This window comes from Streptomyces sp. NPDC006261, from assembly GCF_040613515.1.
Classification (GTDB): Bacteria; Actinomycetota; Actinomycetes; order Streptomycetales; family Streptomycetaceae; genus Streptomyces.
In genome coordinates this window covers 69,142-86,618 of the sequence record NZ_JBEXSI010000001.1, presented here as the reverse complement: position 1 = coordinate 86,618, position 17,477 = coordinate 69,142, and the positions used below count along the sequence as shown (strand labels likewise).

General features: G+C 72.1%; 10 protein-coding genes and 1 pseudogene. 6 read left to right on the top strand and 5 right to left on the bottom strand.

Annotated elements, in window-relative coordinates:
- Nucleotides 1-89 precede the first annotated feature (89 nt).
- Both ABZ154_RS00410 and ABZ154_RS00405 read left to right on the top strand, forming a co-directional pair.
- A complete protein-coding gene (locus tag ABZ154_RS00410) occupies nucleotides 90-2,369 on the top strand; it encodes a serine/threonine-protein kinase (protein ID WP_356827565.1) in 2,280 nt (759 codons plus the stop codon).
- 99 nt (nucleotides 2,370-2,468) lie between these two features.
- Nucleotides 2,469-4,064: an NAD(P)/FAD-dependent oxidoreductase gene (locus ABZ154_RS00405; RefSeq protein WP_356827563.1), complete on the top strand. Its 1,596-nt coding sequence runs from the start codon at nucleotides 2,469-2,471 to the stop codon at nucleotides 4,062-4,064.
- Between the two features lie 200 nt (nucleotides 4,065-4,264).
- Here the strand turns inward: ABZ154_RS00405 and ABZ154_RS00400 are convergent, their stop codons facing one another.
- A complete protein-coding gene (locus tag ABZ154_RS00400; RefSeq protein ID WP_356827561.1) occupies nucleotides 4,265-6,157 on the bottom strand; it encodes a serine hydrolase in 1,893 nt (630 codons plus the stop codon).
- Between the two features lie 222 nt (nucleotides 6,158-6,379).
- On the opposite strand from ABZ154_RS00400, the gene ABZ154_RS00395 reads away from it, so the two are divergent.
- Both ABZ154_RS00395 and ABZ154_RS00390 read left to right on the top strand, forming a co-directional pair.
- Nucleotides 6,380-7,489: a nitronate monooxygenase gene (locus ABZ154_RS00395; RefSeq protein ID WP_356827559.1), complete on the top strand. Its 1,110-nt coding sequence runs from the start codon at nucleotides 6,380-6,382 to the stop codon at nucleotides 7,487-7,489.
- On the top strand, nucleotides 7,486-9,036 hold the full coding sequence (locus ABZ154_RS00390; protein WP_356827556.1) for an acyl-CoA synthetase: 1,551 nt from the start codon (nucleotides 7,486-7,488) through the stop codon (nucleotides 9,034-9,036). The genes ABZ154_RS00395 and ABZ154_RS00390 overlap by 4 nt, the downstream gene beginning before the upstream one ends.
- Nucleotides 9,037-9,083: 47 nt before the next feature.
- Here ABZ154_RS00390 and ABZ154_RS00385 read toward each other — a convergent pair whose 3' ends face one another.
- Entirely contained in the window at nucleotides 9,084-11,504 is a 2,421-nt protein-coding gene (locus ABZ154_RS00385; protein WP_356827554.1) for a penicillin acylase family protein, read from the bottom strand.
- Between the two features lie 185 nt (nucleotides 11,505-11,689).
- Here ABZ154_RS00385 and ABZ154_RS00380 point away from each other — a divergent pair, with 185 nt between their 5' ends.
- Entirely contained in the window at nucleotides 11,690-13,189 is a 1,500-nt protein-coding gene (locus ABZ154_RS00380; protein WP_356827552.1) for an acyl-CoA synthetase, read from the top strand.
- Between the two features lie 85 nt (nucleotides 13,190-13,274).
- A complete protein-coding gene (locus tag ABZ154_RS00375; RefSeq protein WP_356827550.1) occupies nucleotides 13,275-13,463 on the top strand; it encodes a hypothetical protein in 189 nt (62 codons plus the stop codon).
- A 75-nt stretch (nucleotides 13,464-13,538) separates the two neighbouring features.
- Here the strand turns inward: ABZ154_RS00375 and ABZ154_RS00370 are convergent, their stop codons facing one another.
- The 3 genes and pseudogenes from ABZ154_RS00370 to paaK form a co-directional block, all read right to left on the bottom strand.
- Complete coding sequence (locus ABZ154_RS00370) at nucleotides 13,539-15,401, bottom strand: glycoside hydrolase family 18 chitinase (protein WP_356827548.1); 1,863 nt, start codon at nucleotides 15,399-15,401, stop codon at nucleotides 13,539-13,541.
- A 293-nt stretch (nucleotides 15,402-15,694) separates the two neighbouring features.
- Nucleotides 15,695-16,066 (bottom strand): annotated as a pseudogene (locus tag ABZ154_RS00365) (ATP-binding cassette domain-containing protein); the annotation flags it as partial.
- Nucleotides 16,067-16,116: 50 nt separating this feature from the next.
- Nucleotides 16,117-17,412, bottom strand: a complete 1,296-nt coding sequence (gene paaK / locus ABZ154_RS00360) for a phenylacetate--CoA ligase PaaK (RefSeq protein WP_356827546.1) — start codon at nucleotides 17,410-17,412, stop codon at nucleotides 16,117-16,119.
- Between the last annotated feature and the right edge of the window lie 65 nt (nucleotides 17,413-17,477).

Sequence of the window (17,477 nt, the reverse complement as noted above, 5' to 3'; positions counted from 1 at the left end):
TACCGACTCCGCCAGGAGGCCGCCATACTGGACGGGCCGCGGAGGGCGCAGCGGTAGCAGCGGGGATCGACGGGGGCGGGAAACGGCAGATGGCGGACACCAGGCTGGTCCAGAGCCGGTACCGGCTGCTCGACCTGATCGGGCGCGGCGGCATGGGCGAGGTATGGCGGGCGCGCGACGAGTCGCTGGGCCGCCAGGTCGCCGTCAAATGCCTCAAGCCCATGGGCCCCCAGCACGACCAGACGTTCACCCGCATCCTGCGCGAACGCTTCCGCCGCGAGGCCCGGGTCGCCGCCTCCCTCCAACATCGGGGCGTCACCGTCGTCCATGACTTCGGCGAGCACGAAGGCGTCCTCTACCTCGTCATGGAGCTGCTGGACGGGCACAACCTGAGCCAGCTCCTGGAGGAGAACCAGCAACGCCCGCTCCCCGTCGACCAGGTCGTCGACATCGCCGTACAGGTCGCCGACGCGCTCGGCTACACCCATCGGCAGGGCATCGTCCACCGTGACCTGAAGCCCGCCAACATCATGCGGCTGGCCGACGGCACGGTGAAGATCTGCGACTTCGGCATAGCGCGCCTCGGCCACGACATCGGCGTCACCTCGCGCCTCACCACCACCGGCATCGCCATGGGCACCCCGCACTACATGTCGCCCGAGCAGATCGGCGGGAAGGAGGTCGACCACCGCAGCGACCTCTACTCGCTGGGCTGCGTGCTGTACGAGATCGCCACCGGCGTACCACCGTTCGACCTGGACGACGCCTGGGCCGTACTCGTGGGGCACCGCGACACCCAGCCCGAACCGCTGCGCACCCACCGCGCCGAACTGCCCGGCTTCTTCGACCGCGTCGTCCTCGACCTGCTGGCCAAGGCCCCCGACGAGCGGCCCGCCGACGCGAGCGACCTGCGCCGCCGCATCGCGCTCGGCCGCACCGGTGAGCAGCAGGCGCCGGGGCCCTCCTCCTTGTCGGCGGGCCTCTCCGGCGCGCACCACACGCCGGCATCCGCTGTCCCGCGGCCCCAGCCCGAACTGCCCGCCTGGACGCGGAACATGACCTCCGGGCCCCGGGCGACCGGCTCCCTGAACCGGGGAGCCGGCCTCCCCGGCCCCGCCGCGGGACTGACGGGCCGGTGGACCACCGCGACGCGTGCCGCCACCGCCACGCCACCCGGCACCGACAGCTCCACCGGCGTCCCGCCCGCCCGGCTCGCCCCCACGCCCGAGCTGCTCGCCGCGCTCGCCGGCCGCCACAGCTCCGGCGTCGACCTGGGGCGTCTGGGCCGCTGGGAGGAGGCGGGCGACGTGCACCGCGCGGTCGCCGCCCAGCGCGAGAGCGTCCTCGGCCCGGACCATCCGGACACCCTCGCCAGCCGTCACGAGGTCGGCCTCACCCTCAGCCGCACCGGCCGGGCCGCCGACGCGCTGCGCGAGTTCGGCCAGGTCGCCGCGGGCCGCGAACGCACCCTGGGCCCCGACCACCCGCAGACCCTCGCCGCCCGGCAGGAGACGGCCCACGTCCTCGGGCAGCTCGGCCGCTACTTCGAAGCCCACCAGGTGTACGCGGCGGTCCTCGCCGCCCGGGAACGTTCCCTGGGCCCCGACCACCCGGAGACCCTGCGCTGCCGCCACCACCTCGCCCTCAACCTCAGCCGCCTCGGCCGGCCCGAGGAGTCGTGGCAGCTGGCCCGTCAGGTGGCCGACGACCGGACCCGGCTGCTCGGCGCGACCCACCCCGACACGCTCGCCACCCGATACGAAGTCGCCTACATCCTCGGCCGGCTGGGGCGCTGGGCGGAGGCACTGGAGACCTACCAGGACGTCGCCCGGGTCCGTGCCGCCACCCTCGGCCCCGACCACCCCGCCACCCTCGCCGCCCGCTACGAGGCGGGCATCAGCCTCGGCCGGCTCGGCCGCAGCGCGGAGGCCCTGGAGCTCTACCGCACCCTGGTCGCCGACCGTACGCGGGTGGGCGGCCCGTCCGACGCCGAGACGCTGCGCGCCCGTCACGGTCTGGGCGTCAACCTGGGCCGGATGGGCCACTGGGAGGAGGCGGTCACCGAGGCGCGTGAGGTGTGCGCGATCCGGGAGAGCACCCTCGGCCCCGACCACCCGGACACCGTGCTCAGCCGCCGTGAGGTCGCCGTGGCCCTGGGGTGGCTCGGCCGGTGGGCCGAGGCCCTCATCGCGTACCGGCAGGTCGCCGAGGCGCGCGGCCGGGGCCTTGGCCCCGACCACCCCGAGACCCTGGCCGCCCGCCACGACGAGGCGCACTGCCTGGAGCGGCTCGGGCGCAAGGAGGAGTCCGCCGAGCTGTTCCGCACCCTCGCCGCACACCGCGCCCAGAACGCGCTGCCGCCGCACTGATCACGGCCTCGGCCTGCGGCTACGGGCCCGGGACCGTCGGCCGGGACACGGCCGTGCCGGACCTCTGGCCGGAACGCGGCCCCCGTGTTACGAAGGTGCATGCCCGCACCCGAGCCGTCCGCATCCCCGTCGCCCGCACCCCAGCCCGGCGCGCCCTCCCTGGACCGCTATGACGCCGTGATCGTGGGCGGCGGCCACAACGGTCTGGTCGCCGCCGCCTACCTCGCCCGCGCCGGACAGTCCGTCCTCGTCCTGGAGCGCCTGGACACCACCGGGGGAGCGGCCGTCTCGACCCGCCCCTTCGCCGGTGTCGACGCCCGCCTCTCGCGCTACTCCTACCTGGTCTCGCTGCTGCCGCAGAAGATCGTCCGCGACCTCGGCCTCGACTTCGCCGTACGCAAGCGGACCGTGTCCTCGTACACCCCGGCGCTGCGCGACGGACGTCCCACCGGACTCCTCATCGGCGGCGACCGCACCCGGGAGTCGTTCGCCGCGCTGACCGGGGGAGGGCGGGAGCACGAGGCGTGGCAGCGCTTCTACGCCATGACGCAGCGCATCGCCGAACGGGTCTTCCCCACCCTCACCGAACCGCTGCCCGCACGGGACGCGCTGCGGGCCCGGATCGATGACGCGGACGCCTGGCGGACGCTGTTCGAGGAGCCCATCGGGGTGGCCGTCGAGCGGAACTTCACCGACGACCTGGTGCGCGGCGTGGTGCTCACCGACGCCCTGATCGGCACCTTCGCCGACGCCCACGACGCCTCACTGCTCCAGAACCGGTGTTTCCTCTACCACGTGATCGGCGGCGGGACCGGTGACTGGGACGTCCCCGTCGGCGGCATGGGCGCCCTCACCGACGCCCTCGCCGAAGCCGCCAGGGCGGCGGGCGCCGAGATCCGCGTACGGCACGAGGCGACCCGGATCGAAACGGACGGCACCCACGCCGAGATCACCGTGCGCACACCCGACGGCGAACACGTCGTCGCCGCCCGCCGGGTGCTGGTCAACGCCTCCCCGCAGGCGCTCGCCGCCCTCCTCGGTGGTCCCCCGCCGCCGCCCGCCGAGGGCGCCCAGCTCAAGGTGAACATGCTGCTCACGCGCCTCCCGCGGCTCCGCGACCGGTCTGTGGACCCCCGGCAGGCGTTCGCCGGAACGTTCCACATCGCCGAGGGGTACGGGCAGTTGGCCGACGCCTACCGGGACGCGGCGGCCGGCCGGCTGCCCGCGGCCCCGCCGTCCGAGATCTACTGCCACTCGCTGACCGACCCCTCGATCCTCGCCCCCGACCTCGCCGCGCGCGGCTACCAGACCCTCACCCTCTTCGGACTCCATGCCCCGGCCCGGCTCTTCACGGCTGACAACGACGGCGCCCGCGCCGCCCTGCTGAAGGCCACCCTCGCCGAACTGGACGCCCACCTGGAGGAGCCGGTCACCGACTGCCTGGCCCTCGACGAGAGAGGTGAACCCTGTATCGAGGCCAAGACCCCCCTCGACCTCGAACGCGATCTCCGGCTGCCCGGCGGCCACATCTTCCACCGCGACCTCTCCTTCCCGTACGCGAGCGAGACGACCGGCCGGTGGGGCGTGGAGACCGCCCACGCCAACGTCCTGCTCTGCGGGGCGGGCGCGGTGCGCGGCGGCGGGGTCAGCGGAGTGCCCGGCCACAACGCGGCGATGGCGGCCCTGGGCGGGTGATGGACGCGCATCAGCGCAGGTGCCGGCGTTCGACGGCGGCGGCGATGGCCGTGTGACCCGCGGGTCCCGGGTGCAGACCGTCACCGCTGTCGTACGCCGGCGGCAGCCGGGAGGAGCGGCAGATCCGGGCGCGACGCCATGGCCGCGCCGGCGCCCCGAGCGTGACAGCCCGCCACGCGCAGCGTCGCCCGCCCAGCCGCTCAGTCGGCCGACAGCACCCAGCCCGTCGCCGCGATCCGCCCCGCGTCCCGGGGCCGGTCGGAGGCGAAGACCGTGACGCCGCCGTCCCGCACGGTAAGGGAGTCCACGTACGCGCCGCGCCCCACGTACAGCTGGTCCGTGGTGTAGCGCCACCGCAGTTGCACTCCCTTGCCGCGCCAGGGCGACAGGTCCGCCTCCAGCCGGTGCCACGCCCGCCCCGACCACCCGGAGACCCAGCCCTCCGGGTGCGATCGCGGCTCCGGGCGGTGATGGCCGGGGCCGGGGCTCACGGTGGTGAACGGCACCGGCTGCCACTCCTGGCCCGCCGACACCTCCAGCACCAGCCGGTCGGAGCCGGGTTCGGTGTCCCACCACAGGGCGCACTCCAGCCGGGAGCGCGCGGAGGCCAGACGGATCACGGGCAGGGTGAGCGTGGCGGTCGACGCGCTCGCCATCCCGGAGAACCAGGCCGTCCGCCCCCGCTCCGGCCGGACCGGGACGGCCCGGGCCAGCTGGTTGGCGGTGGCCACCCGGGGTGCGCTGCCCGAGCGCCAGCTCCGTACGGGGTGGACCGAGTTGCCCAGCACGACGAGGAACGTGTCGGTCGACGGGTCGAGCACCAGGCTGGTCCCGGTGAACCCGGTGTGGCCCGCCGTGCGCGGGGTGGCCATCGCGCCCATGTACCAGTGCTGGTAGAGCTCGAAGCCGAGGCCGTGCTCGTCGCCGGGGAATGCTGTGTTGAAGTCGGTGAAGAGGAGGTCGACCGAATCCTCCGACAGGATGCGGGACCGGCCGTAGACGCCCCCGTTGAGAAGCGTCCGGGCGAGGACCGCCAGGTCCCAGGCGCAGGAGAACACCCCGGCGTGGCCCGCCACCCCGTCCAGGCTGTAGGCGTTCTCGTCGTGCACCTCACCCCAGACGAGGCCGCGTTCGAGGCCGGACCACGGCAGCCGGGCGTCCTCGGTGGCCGCGATCTTCGGCTTCCAGGAGGCGGGCGGGTTGTAGCGCGTGCGGTGCATGCCGAGCGGAGCAGTGATCTCGTCGCGGAGCAGGACATCCAGAGTGCGACCGGTGATCTGTTCCAGGATCAGTTGCAGCGAGATCAGGTTGAGGTCGGAGTAGAGATAGGCGCTGCCGGGTGCGCTCGCCGGGACCTCGTTCCAGAGCATCCTGAGCTTCCCCTCCCGGGTCGGCTCCTGGTAGAGCGGGATCCAGGACCGGAAACCCGAGGTGTGCGTGAGCAGCTGACGGACCGTGATGTCCTGCTTGCCGCCGCCCGCGAAGTCGGGGAGGTACGAGGTCACAGTGGCCCCCAGATCCAGCGCGCCGCGCTCGATCTGCTGCACGGCCAGGATCGACGTGAACAGCTTGGAGATCGAGGCCAGGTCGAAGACGGTGTCCGCGGCCATCGCGATCTGCTGCTCCGCCGGGAACTCCACCCCGGTGTCCGTCGTCTCGTCGTACGCCGCGTAGCGCACCGCCTGGCCGATCGGCCGGTGCAGCGCCACCGTGCCGCCCCGCCCGGCGAGCAGTACCGCGCCCGCGTACCACGGGTGCTTGGGGGAGTCGGCGAGGTACGCCTCCGCGTCCCGTACCAACTGCTCCAGCGGCCCCTGGAGCAGCCCGGCGCGTGTGGCGCTCCCGCGCCGCAGCGTGGGCCGCCGCCGTACCCCTGACCCCATGCTCGCTCCCGCCTCCGCCCCCGCCGGGCCCGTACCCGGCGCGGCCCGTTCGGCCGCCCCGGCCAGGGGGATCGGCGCCAGGGCGAGCGCGCCGCCCAGCGCCAGTATCCCGCCGCCCAGCCGTCGGCGGCCGATGCCGCTCCCGGTGGCGCCGCCTTCCGGGAGAACGCCTGCTGCCGTGTCCCCGTTCTCCGCCGCGTACCCGGTCATCCGCAACCCCTTCCCGTGCCCCAAGCTGCCCCCGGGAGCCGAGCCCGCGAGCGCCCCGGCGCGAAAGTAATTTCCGAAATCTCGCCGAGCAGTGAAAGTTCCTGCCGCCGCAGAGATTACTGTCGCCCCCGCCGTCCCGTACGCCTCCGGACCCGCAAAGAATCTGACGCCGCATCAAAAAATCTCTTCCCTCGTCCGTCCGGCTGCGGCATCCTGCGGCCCATGGAGACGGAGCTGAGCAGAGAACTGGGCATCGAGCACGCCATCTTCGGCTTCACGCCGTTCCCCGCCGTCGCGGCGGCCATCAGCAGAGCCGGCGGATTCGGCGTGCTCGGCGCGGTCCGCTACACCGACCCGCAGGAGCTGGCCCGCGACCTCGACCGGCTGGACGAGCTCGCCGACGGCAAGCCGTACGGCCTCGATGTGGTCATGCCGGCCAAGAAGGTCGAAGGGGTCACCGAGGCCGACGTCGAGGCGATGATCCCGGACGCGCACCGGGGGTTCGTCCAGGAGCTCCTCACCCGCTACGGCGTGCCCGGACTCGCCGAGGGGGAGGCGTCCGGCTGGCGCATCACCGGCTGGATGGAGGAGGTCGCCCGGGGCCAGCTCGACGTGGCCTTCGACCATCCGATCAAGCTCCTCGCCAACGCCCTCGGCTCCCCGCCCGCCGATGTCATCGAGCGCGCCCACGCCCACGGGATCCTCGTCGCCGCCCTCGCCGGAAGCGCCGAACACGCCCGTCGGCACGCCGCTGCGGGCATCGATGTCGTCGTGGCTCAGGGGTACGAAGCGGGCGGCCACACCGGCGAGATCGGCTCGATGGTGCTCGTCCCCGAAGTCGTGGAGGCTGCCGCCCCGCTGCCCGTGCTCGCCGCCGGAGGCATCGGCAGCGGCGAGCAGGCCGCCGCCGGGCTCGCCCTCGGAGCCGAAGGCGTCTGGCTCGGCTCCCTCTGGCTCACCACCGAGGAGGCCGACCTCCACTCGGCCGCCCTCACCCGCAAGCTGCTCGCCGCGGGCTCCGGCGACACCGTCCGCTCCCGCGCCCTCACCGGGAAACCCGCGCGCCAGCTCCGTACCGCGTGGACCGACGCCTGGGACGACCCGGCCGGGCCCGGCACCCTGCCCATGCCGCTCCAGGGCCTGCTGGTCGCGGAAGCCGTCTCCCGGATCCAGAAGTACGAGGTCGGAGAACTGCTCGGCACCCCCGTCGGGCAGATCGTCGGCCGGATGACCAGCGAACGCAGCGTGCAGCAGGTCGTCGACGACCTGACGCGCGGCTTCGAACGGGCCGTCACCCGCATCAACCGCATCGCCGGAAGGAGCGCCACGTGAACCAGCCGCCCAACGGCTTCTGGGCCCAGGCCGCCGCCGACCCCGACCGCATCGTCCTCGTCGCGCCCGGCGGCGAGGAGTGGAGCGCGGGCCGGCTGCACGCCGACGCCAACCGCATGGTCCACGCGCTGCGCGCGGCCGGGATGAGCGAGGGCGACGCGTTCGCCGTTGTCCTGCCCAACGGCACCGAGCTGCTCACCGCCCACCTCGCGGCCTCCCAGGCAGGCTTCTACCTGGTGCCGGTCAACCACCACCTCGTCGGCCCCGAGATCGCCTGGATCGTCGCCGACTCCGGGGCCCGTGTGCTCCTCACCCACGAACGCTTCGCGACCGCCGCGACCACCGCCGCCGACGAGGCCGGACTCCCGGAGAGCCACCGCTACGCCGTGGGCACCGTCCCCGGCTGCCGCCCGTACGCCGACCTGCTGGACGGCCACCCCGCCACCCAGCCGGAGAACCGCACCCTCGGCTGGGTCATGAACTACACCTCGGGCACCACCGGCCGCCCGCGCGGTATCCGCCGTCCCCTGTCCGGCAGGCTCCCCGAGGAGACGTACCTCGGCGGCTTCCTCGGCATCTTCGGCATCCGGCCGTTCGACGGCAACGTCCACCTGGTCTGCTCGCCGCTCTACCACACCGCCGTCCTCCAGTTCGCGAGCGCGGCTCTGCACATCGGCCACCCGCTGGTCCTGATGGACGGCTGGGCCCCGGAGGAGATGCTGCGGCTGATCGACACCCACCGCTGCACCCATACGCACATGGTCCCGACCCAGTTCCACCGGCTGCTGGCACTGCCCGATGAGGTCAGGGCCCGCTACGACGTCTCCTCCCTGCGCCACGCCATCCACGGGGCCGCCCCCTGCCCCGATCATGTGAAACGCGCCATGATCGACTGGTGGGGGAGCTGCGTCGAGGAGTATTACGCGGCCAGCGAGGGCGGCGGCGCCTTCGCCACCGCCGAGGACTGGCTGAAGAAGCCCGGCACCGTCGGCAAGGCCTGGCCGATCAGCGAACTCGCTGTCTTCGACGATGACGGAAACCGGCTGCCGGCCGGTCAACTCGGCACGGTCTACATGAAGATGAGCACCGGCGGCTTCAGCTACCACAAGGACGGGACCAAGACCCGCAAGAACCGCATCGGCGACTTCTTCACCGTCGGCGACCTCGGTGTCCTGGACGCGGACGGCTATCTCTTCCTCCGCGACCGCAAGATCGACATGATCATCGCGGGTGGGGTGAACATCTACCCCGCCGAGATCGAGTCCGTCCTCCTCACCCACCCCGCCGTCGCGGACGCCGCCGCCTTCGGCATCCCGCACGCCGACCGGGGCGAGGAGGTCAAGGCCGTCGTCGAACCGGCCGGGGAGTACGAGGCGGGGGACGCGCTCGCCGCCGAGATCCTCGCCCACTGCGAGGAGCGGCTCGCCGGCTACAAACGGCCCCGTTCCCTCGACTTCGTCACCGCGATGCCCCGCGACCCCAACGGCAAGCTGTACAAACGGCGGCTGAGGGAACCCTACTGGGAGGGGTACCAACGGCCCCTGTAGAAAGCCGGGTCCGGGAGCGACGCTCCCCGGGCCCGGCCCACCACCCCCTACCGCCGCTCGTGCACCCGCACCACCCGCAGATGCGGCGAGCGGGCGATGTCCTTCTCGCAGAACCGGGACGTCACCCAGCGCTCACCCGAGAACAGCCGCGTCTGGTCGCTGTAGTGCGGCGAGTCGGGGTTCGACGACTGGGAGTACGTGAGCAGCGTCCGGGCCACCGGGCACCGGCTGCCGTCCCAGCCGACGGCCTGGATGTAGCTGGAACCTGCCGACACCTCGGTGTAGCCGCCCGCCGCCGGGTTCCACACCGGCTCGATCTTGTTCCAGATACCGAGCGACTCCGTGCCGCCACCGACCGGGATGCGCTTTCCGTTCCGTACGACGAACTGGTGCTTGCCCAGCGGCGCGTCCAGCGCGATGCCCGCCGCCCGCAACTCCGTCACCGTGTCGGCCAGGGCCCTGCCCACGCCGGGCGCGGCGGTGTTGAGGCCGCGCGGGGTACGTACCGGATCGACCGCGTCGAACGGCACCTTCCACAGTTCCGCCGCGGGTACCGCTGCCGCCTTGCGCCAGAAGCGGTCGAAGAGCAGCGCGCCCCGGCTTTCGCTGTCCACGCTCCGGTCCCACCGCCGCAGCACCTGGCAGGCCGCCGACACGTCGACCGCCGTACCGTCGCTGCCCACCAGCGTGCCGCCGGGCAGGGCCGCGCACCACTTCGCCGCGTCGGCCGCGGCCAGATCGCCGGCCGGTGCCCGGTTCGCGAGCTGCTGGCGCTCCAGGTCCGCGACGCGCAGCCGTCCCCGCTCCGCCATCGCAGCGACATCCTCGATCGCGCCCCGGGTCCGGATCGACCGCTGGGTGGCGATGGTGCCGAAGACCCGCTCGTACCCCGTCAGCGGCCGGTCGGCGTTGGTCAGCCAGGCGCTGTCGTTGGAGTTCTCGACGTACGGGGCGTTCTTCCGCGTCGGCATCCGGCCCGGCCCGAAGATCCCCGGCTGCACCGCGTCCCGGTCGCTCCCGAGCGCGCACGCCGACGTCGACCCGTCCAGCACCGCGAGCCCGGCGGACGGGTAGGTGGCCCGGCCCATCGGGGTCGAGCAGCGTGCCGCCAGCTCGTCCGTGATCCTCGGCAGCACCTGCGACTGGGAGAAGAAGGAATTCCCCGACCGGTCGGCGGCGATCGTGTTCACCCAGGGCAGCCCCTGGGAGTGGTGGAGCGTCCGCTCGATCCCGGCGGTGGAGCGTGCCCTGCTGAAGCCGAGCGAGGTGTCGGCGCTGCGCAGGTTCGTCGCGTTGGGGTCGTTGAGCGCGTACGCGGTGCTCGCCGTCCAGGGCAGCGGGAGCGCCGCGCCGAGCGAGGTGACGACCGGGCCGTACCGGGTCCACCACTGGGTCCGGGTGACCGGGGCGGAGCCCCTCACCGGCACGGTGACCGTGCGCTGCGTCATCCGCTGCGGCTTGCCGTCCACCAGGTAGACCGTGGGATCGGCCGGATCCAGGGTCAGCTGATGCAGGTTCAGCGGGACGCCGGTCGCCACCGTGTGGCTCCACGCCACGTCCGCGTTGTGCCCGATCGAGACCGTCGTCGAGCCGAGCAGGGATCCGCCCGCCACGTTCAGCTCGCCGGGGATCGTCTGCTGCGACTGCCAGAACCGGCGGCCGCCGTCCCACGGGTAGTGCGGGTTGCCGAGGAGCAGCCCGCGCCCGTTCGCCGTCGTGGAACCCCGGAACGCGACCGCGTTGGAGCCCATGTCGGCGTTCTGCGTCGACAGGAGCCGCTGGGCCGCCGCTGCCGCTTCCTTCGGGGTGACCCCGGCTGCGGGCGGTGCGGCCGTCGGCGGCCGGGCGGCCGTGATGCCCTCGATGCCGCGCCCCTGGCCGCCGAGCACCGACAGGGCGAAGCCCCGTACCGCCACATCCAGCGTGGTGACCGGCCGCACCCAGGAGGCACTCCGGCAGGCGGGATCGGTGATGCGGTCGCGGTTCTGTCCGATCCAGGCGTTGTACCCGGCGGCGAACCCGCGCATCGACTCCTTGGCATCGCGGCTGGGACCTGCCGGAGCCGGGACCTTCAGCAATTCCTCCACGGTCCCGCTGTCCCGGACGCCCCGGAAGTAGAGGTCGCTGGAGAGGTTCTTCGCCGCCGAGGAGAGCGAGCCGTCCGGGGCCGCGTCCGGTCCGAAGAACGCCGACCGCTCGCCGCGTACCGTGACGAACCCGTCGGCCAGCGTGCACACCTGGTCGGCGGCCTGCGCCCAGCCGGTGCCGAAACCGAGGTTCGCGTAGTCCTTCGCCACGATGTGCGGAATTCCGTACTCCGTGTAGCGCACGGTGGCGGAGAGCCCGCCACCGGACGGATGCCAAGCCTCCGACTCTCCGGAAGCGGCGGCCGGCGGCAGCGAAGCCGACACGGTGAACAGGGCGAGACCGGAGACCGCGAACAGCCTGAGACGGTTACGGAAGGTCAAGGGTGTTCCTCCCAACAAGGCGGGTGGACAAGGCGGTTCCGCCCGCTCACGGGCGGCCACGCGCCACTCAGCCAGGGCGCCGTGCTCCTGTCAACCGTCTGGTCGGTATCCGAACCGCGTCGGCGCTCCCCGACACTCCTCACCCGCCCCTTGACCCGCCGGGCCCGGCCGCACAGGATCACGCCATGACCGGTGTACGCAGCAGCACAGTCGACGGCGTCCTCACCCGCAGCGCCCGCCGCACCCCGGAACGGACCGCCGTGCGGTACGGCGACCGGGCCTGGACCTACCGTTCGCTGGACGCGGCGGTCGCCACCGCGGCCGCCGTCCTGACCGGCGAACACGCGCTGCAACCCGGCGACCGGGTGGCCTCGTACGCCCACAACTCCGACGTCTACCTGATCGCCTTCCTCGCCTGCGCCCGGGCCGGACTCGTCCACGTACCGGTCAACCAGAACCTCACCGGTGACGAGCTCGCCTACCTCCTGGACCAGTCCGGTTCCGCCCTCGTCCTCACCGACCCGGACCTCGCGGACCGTGTCCCCGCGGGCCGTCCCGTACGCGCCCTGCGCGACGAGCCGGGCTCGCTCCTGGACGCCCTGGACACCGAACTGCCCTTCACCCCGGAGCGCGCACCCGGCTCCGGCGACCTGGTGCAACTGCTCTACACCTCCGGCACCACGGCCCTCCCCAAGGGGGCGATGATGACGCACGGAGCCCTGGTCCACGAGTACGTCAGCGCGATCACCGCCCTCGGCCTGGCGGCCGGCGACCGGCCCGTGCACTCGCTGCCGCTCTACCACTCCGCCCAGATGCACGTGTTCCTGCTGCCGTATCTGGCGGTCGGCGCGGAGAACACCATCCTGGACGGACCGGACGCCGACCGGATCTTCGACCTGGTCGAAGCAGGCCTGGCCGACAGCCTGTTCGCCCCGCCCACCGTCTGGATCGGCCTGTCCAACCACCCCGGCTTCTCCACCCGCGACCTCACCGCCCTCCGCAAGGCGTACTACGGGGCGTCGATCATGCCCGTACCCGTCCTGGAACGGCTGCGCGCGCGCCTGCCACACCTGGCCTTCTACAACTGCTTCGGCCAGAGCGAGATCGGCCCGCTCGCCACCGTCCTCGGCCCCGACGAGCACGAGGGCAGGATGGAGTCCTGCGGCCGGCCCGTCCTCTTCGTGGAGGCCCGCGTCGTCGACGAGGAGGGCCGCGAGGTCCCGGACGGCACCCCGGGCGAGGTGGTCTACCGCTCACCCCAGCTCTGCACCGGCTACTGGGACAAGCCCGAGGAGACGGCAGAGGCCTTCCGCGACGGCTGGTTCCGCTCCGGCGACCTCGCGGTCCGCGACGCCGAGGGCTACTTCACCGTCGTGGACCGGGTGAAGGACGTCATCAACTCCGGTGGTGTCCTGGTCGCCTCCCGTCAGGTGGAGGACGCCCTCTACACCCACCCCGCCGTCGCCGAGACAGCGGTCATCGGCCTGCCCGACGAGCGCTGGGTCGAGGCTGTCACCGCCGTCGTCGTCCTGCGAGGCGAGGCGAGCGACACCGAACTGATCGACCATGCCCGCGAGAAGCTCGCCCACTTCAAGGCGCCCAAGCGGGTCGTCTTCGTGGACGGACTCCCGCGCAACGCCAGCGGGAAGATACTCAAGCGGGAGCTGCGGGACCGGCTGACCTGACGGGCCGCACCCTCCGCGGTATCGAACCGAAACGGGCGGGGCATACCGTGGACGAAGGAGTGATCACCAGAAGGGGGAATGGCCGATGACGAGGCTCGGCGCAGGAGCGCTGTTCCTGTTCTGCTACATCGGCGTCGTCGCTGTTCGCGCCATCGGAGACCTCATCTCCGACGTGGGTCCTCCTTTGCTCTACGGCAGCCCGGTCGCTTTCGTCACGGGGCTCGTCGCCCTTGCGGCCCATGACGTCCATCGGCGTGGGACGGGGCGCACCTGATCGGCCGCCCGGCAGCGGAAAAGAAGCCCGCCCTCCCACGTTCGGGGAGGGCGGGCCGGGTGTGTCGGTTACCGGCTACTTCAGACCGTTGCTGATCGCGCTCACCAGTTCGCCGTTGGCTGTGTCGCCGTTGAACTCCCAGAAGAACGCGCCGCCCAGGCCCTGGCTCTTGGCCCAGGCCATCTTGGTGCCGACGGTCGCGGGGGTGTCATAGCTCCACCAGTCGTTGCCGCAGTGGGCGTACGCCGTGCCGCCGATCGTGCCGGTGGCCGGGCAGGTGGTCTTGAGGACCTTGTAGTACTGGTTGCCCGGCTCGACGCCGGCCGCCGGGCCGGTGGCACTGCCGCCGGGGGCGGACTGGGTGACGCCGGTCCAGCCGCGGCCGTAGAACCCGATGCCGAGCAGCAGCTTGGAGGCCGGGACGCCCTTGGCCTTCAGCTTGGCGATCGCGTCCGCCGAGTTGAAGCCCTGAGCGGGGATACCGGCGTACGAGGTCAGCGGGGAGTGCGGGGCCGTCGGACCCTGCGCGGCCCAGCTGCCGAAGTAGTCGTACGTCATCACGTCGTACCAGTCGATGTACTGCGCGGCGCCGCCGTAGTCGGCCGCGTCGAGCTTTCCGCCGTTGGAGCCGTCCGCGGTGATGGCCGCGGTGAGCAGGTTGTTCGGGCCGAACTTGGCCCGCATGGCCTGCATCATGGTCTTGATCGATGCCGGACCACTGCTGTCGCAGGTCAGACCACAGGCGTTGGGGTATTCCCAGTCCAGGTCGATGCCGTCGAAGACATCGGCCCAGCGCGGGTCCTCGACCAGGTCGTAGCAGGACTGCGCGAAAGCGGTCGGGTTCTGGACGGCCTGGCCGAAGCCGCCGGACCAGGTCCAGCCGCCGAAGGACCACAGCACCTTGATGTGCGGGTGCTGCGCCTTGAGCTTGCGGAGCTGGTTGAAGTGGCCGCGCAGCGGCTGGTCCCAGGTGTCGGCCTTGCCGTCGACCGACTGGGCGGCGGTGTAGGACTTCTCGTAGTCCTCGTACGCGTCGCCGATGGTGCACTTGCCGTTCTGCACGTTGCCGAAGGCGTAGTTGATGTGCGTGATCTTCTCGGCGGAGCCGGAGGTCACGAGGTTCTTCACCGTGTAGGAGCCCCAGTTGGTGAAGTAGCCCAGATTGATCTTGCCGCCGCCGGGGTTCTCACCGCCACCGCCGCCGGTGGTGCGGACCGTCGTGGCGGCCGAGGCCGGGCCGGTCTGGTCGGCGGTGTCGCGGGCGACCACGGTGTAGCTGTAGTCGGTGCCGGCGGTCAGGCCGCTGTTGGTGTAGCTGGTGCCGGTGACCGTCGCGACGGTGGCGCCGTTGCGCTTGACGTCGTAGTTCTTGACGCCCTTGTCGTCCGTGGCGGCAGCCCAGGACAGCTTCACCGACGTGTTGGTGATGTCGCTCGCGGTGGGCTTGCCCGGGGCGGAGGGGGCGTTGTCACCGGGGTTGGTGGAGCCGCCGTCGCAGGGGTTGCCGTTGAGCTTGCATCCCAAGGGCGCGCCGGAGCCGGAGCCGTTGAAGCCGAAGGAGACGGCTGCGCCGGGGGCGAGGGTGCCGTTCCAGCCGAGGTTCTTCGCCGTCCAGTGGCTGGCGGAGTTGGTGACGGTCGCGTCCCAGGCGGAGGTGACCTTGGTGTTCGTGGGGAAGTCCCACTCCACGGTCCAGGAGGTGAGCGTGGTGGTGCCGGTGTTCTTCACCGTCCACCTGCCCTCGAAGCCGGAGCCCCAGTCGGAGGCCTTGGCGTAGGTGGCGGTGGCCGAGGCCGCGGCCTCGGCGGGGCTGGCCAGGCCGACCATGGCGGCCAGGGGGAGGAGAAGCGCTGTGGCGCCGGCGAGGACCTTGGACCGCTTGTCCGGGCTGGTGCTCCGTGGCGATCTGGTGCGGCGCCATCGTGGTGCAGTGCTCAAGGGGGCTCCATCGGGTGAGGTCCGGAGGACAGGGGTGGTCCCTGGCTGACAACCCTGCGTGGCCTTGAGCACGTGGTGTCTCTCCTCGGCACCCCCGCAGTGTCTCCGCGACCCTAAGAAGGCCTAGACCAATCGTCAAGAGGTCTGGACCAAAAGATCGTTGGCGTGAAAAGTTGTCCGCTGGTCAGTTGTCGCGTTTCCACCTCTGCGAGGCTGTTCTGTCTGCCGAGAGGAGCGGGTCATGGCCGTCAGGCCGTCGTGTGGTCGGCGGCCCGCGCGGTCGTCGCGGACAAGTGGACGCGCCGCGGGGCGAGGGTGATGTTCTGCAGGTCGGTCAGGTGCGGGAAGAGGTTGTACGCCTGAAAGACCACCCCGATCCGCCGGCGCACCCCGTCCGCATCGGTCCGGGGGTCGGTGATCTCCTCACCCTCCAGCCAGATCGCCCCGTCGTCAATCTCCTCCAGGAGGTTGGCGCACCGCAGGAGCGTCGACTTCCCGGACCCCGACGCGCCGCTCAGCGCGGTCACGGTGTGCGGGGCGACCTCCAGGTTCACGTCCCGCAGCACCAGCGACGTACCGAACGACTTGCGGACGGCTTCCATCCGCAGCACGGGCGCTGTGCTCACTGTGCTCGTACGAGTCCTCCCTGGGCCAGCTGTCCGCATAGTGGGGACGGGTGGTGCGGTGGTGTGAACACGTCGGTCACCGGCGCCGTTCACTCCGCGCCGGACTCCCGCAGGTCCACGATCCGCCGGATCTTGCCCACCGAGCGCTCCAGCGACTCCGGGTCGACGATCTCGACCCCCACCGACACCCCGACCCCGTCCTTCACCGCCGCCGCGATCGTGAGCGCCGCCTTCTGCCGGTCCGCCGCCGTCGCGTCCGCCCGCGCCTCCGCCCGTACCGTCAGCGCGTCCAGGCGGCCCTGCCGGGTCAGCCGGAGCTGGAAGTGCGGGGCGACGGCGGGCGTACGCAGCACGATCTCCTCGATCTGGGTCGGGAACAGGTTCACCCCGCGCAGGATCACCATGTCGTCGCTGCGCCCGGTCACCTTCTCCATCCGGCGGAAGTTCCGGGCGGTCCCCGGCAGCAGCCGCGTCAGGTCCCGGGTGCGGTAGCGGATGACCGGCATCGCCTCCTTGGTGAGCGAGGTGAAGACCAGCTCGCCCTCCTCACCGTCCGGCAGCACCTCACCGGTGAACGGATCCACGACCTCCGGATAGAAGTGGTCCTCCCAGATGTGCAGCCCGTCCTTCGTCTCCACGCACTCCTGCGCCACCCCGGGGCCCATCACCTCGGAGAGCCCGTATATGTCGACTGCGTCGATGGCGAACCGGTCCTCGATCTCCCGGCGCATCGCCTCCGTCCACGGCTCCGCGCCGAAGATCCCCACCTTGAGGGAGGTCGTGCGCGGGTCGACGCCCTGCCGCTCGAACTCGTCCAGCAGCGTCAGCATGTACGACGGCGTGACCATGATGATCTCGGGCCGGAAGTCCTGGATCAGCCGCACCTGGCGCGCCGTCATCCCGCCGGACGCCGGGATCACCGTGCAGCCGAGCCGCTCGGCCCCGTAGTGCGCGCCGAGGCCGCCGGTGAACAGCCCGTACCCGTAAGCCACATGGACCTTGTGGCCGGGCCTGCCGCCCGCCGCCCGGATCGACCGGGCGACCACGTCCGCCCAGGTGTCCAGGTCCCGTTCGGTGTACCCCACGACGGTCGGGCGCCCGGTCGTGCCGCTGGAGGCGTGGATGCGCCGGACGTCCCGCTCCGGCACGGCGAACATCCCGAACGGGTAGTTGTCGCGCAGGTTGGCCTTGGCGGTGAACGGGAAGCGGGAGAGGTCGGCGAGCGTACGGCAGTCCTCGGGCCGCAGCCCGGCCCCGTCGAACGCGGCCCGGTAGAAGGGCACGTTCTCGTAGGCGTGGCGCAGGGTCGTGCGGAGCCGTTCGAGCTGGAGGGCCCCCAGCTCGGCGCGGCTCAGCCGCTCCGCCGCGTCCAGCATGGCTGTCATCAGGGCCCATCCTCTCCCGAACCGGGCGACCGATCATTCGGTCGATCTTCCTGGAAGCAGTAATT

What these genes read in the sequence shown, in the direction of transcription:
- ABZ154_RS00400 (WP_356827561.1), bottom strand. Translation starts at nt 6,157, where the DNA reads ATGACCGGGTACGCGGCGGAGAACGGGGACACGGCAGCAGGCGTTCTC.
- ABZ154_RS00375 (WP_356827550.1), top strand. Translation starts at nt 13,275, where the DNA reads ATGACGAGGCTCGGCGCAGGAGCGCTGTTCCTGTTCTGCTACATCGGC.
- paaK (WP_356827546.1), bottom strand. Translation starts at nt 17,412, where the DNA reads ATGACAGCCATGCTGGACGCGGCGGAGCGGCTGAGCCGCGCCGAGCTG.
- ABZ154_RS00410 (WP_356827565.1), top strand. Translation starts at nt 90, where the DNA reads ATGGCGGACACCAGGCTGGTCCAGAGCCGGTACCGGCTGCTCGACCTG.
- ABZ154_RS00380 (WP_356827552.1), top strand. Translation starts at nt 11,690, where the DNA reads ATGACCGGTGTACGCAGCAGCACAGTCGACGGCGTCCTCACCCGCAGC.
- ABZ154_RS00405 (WP_356827563.1), top strand. Translation starts at nt 2,469, where the DNA reads ATGCCCGCACCCGAGCCGTCCGCATCCCCGTCGCCCGCACCCCAGCCC.
- ABZ154_RS00395 (WP_356827559.1), top strand. Translation starts at nt 6,380, where the DNA reads ATGGAGACGGAGCTGAGCAGAGAACTGGGCATCGAGCACGCCATCTTC.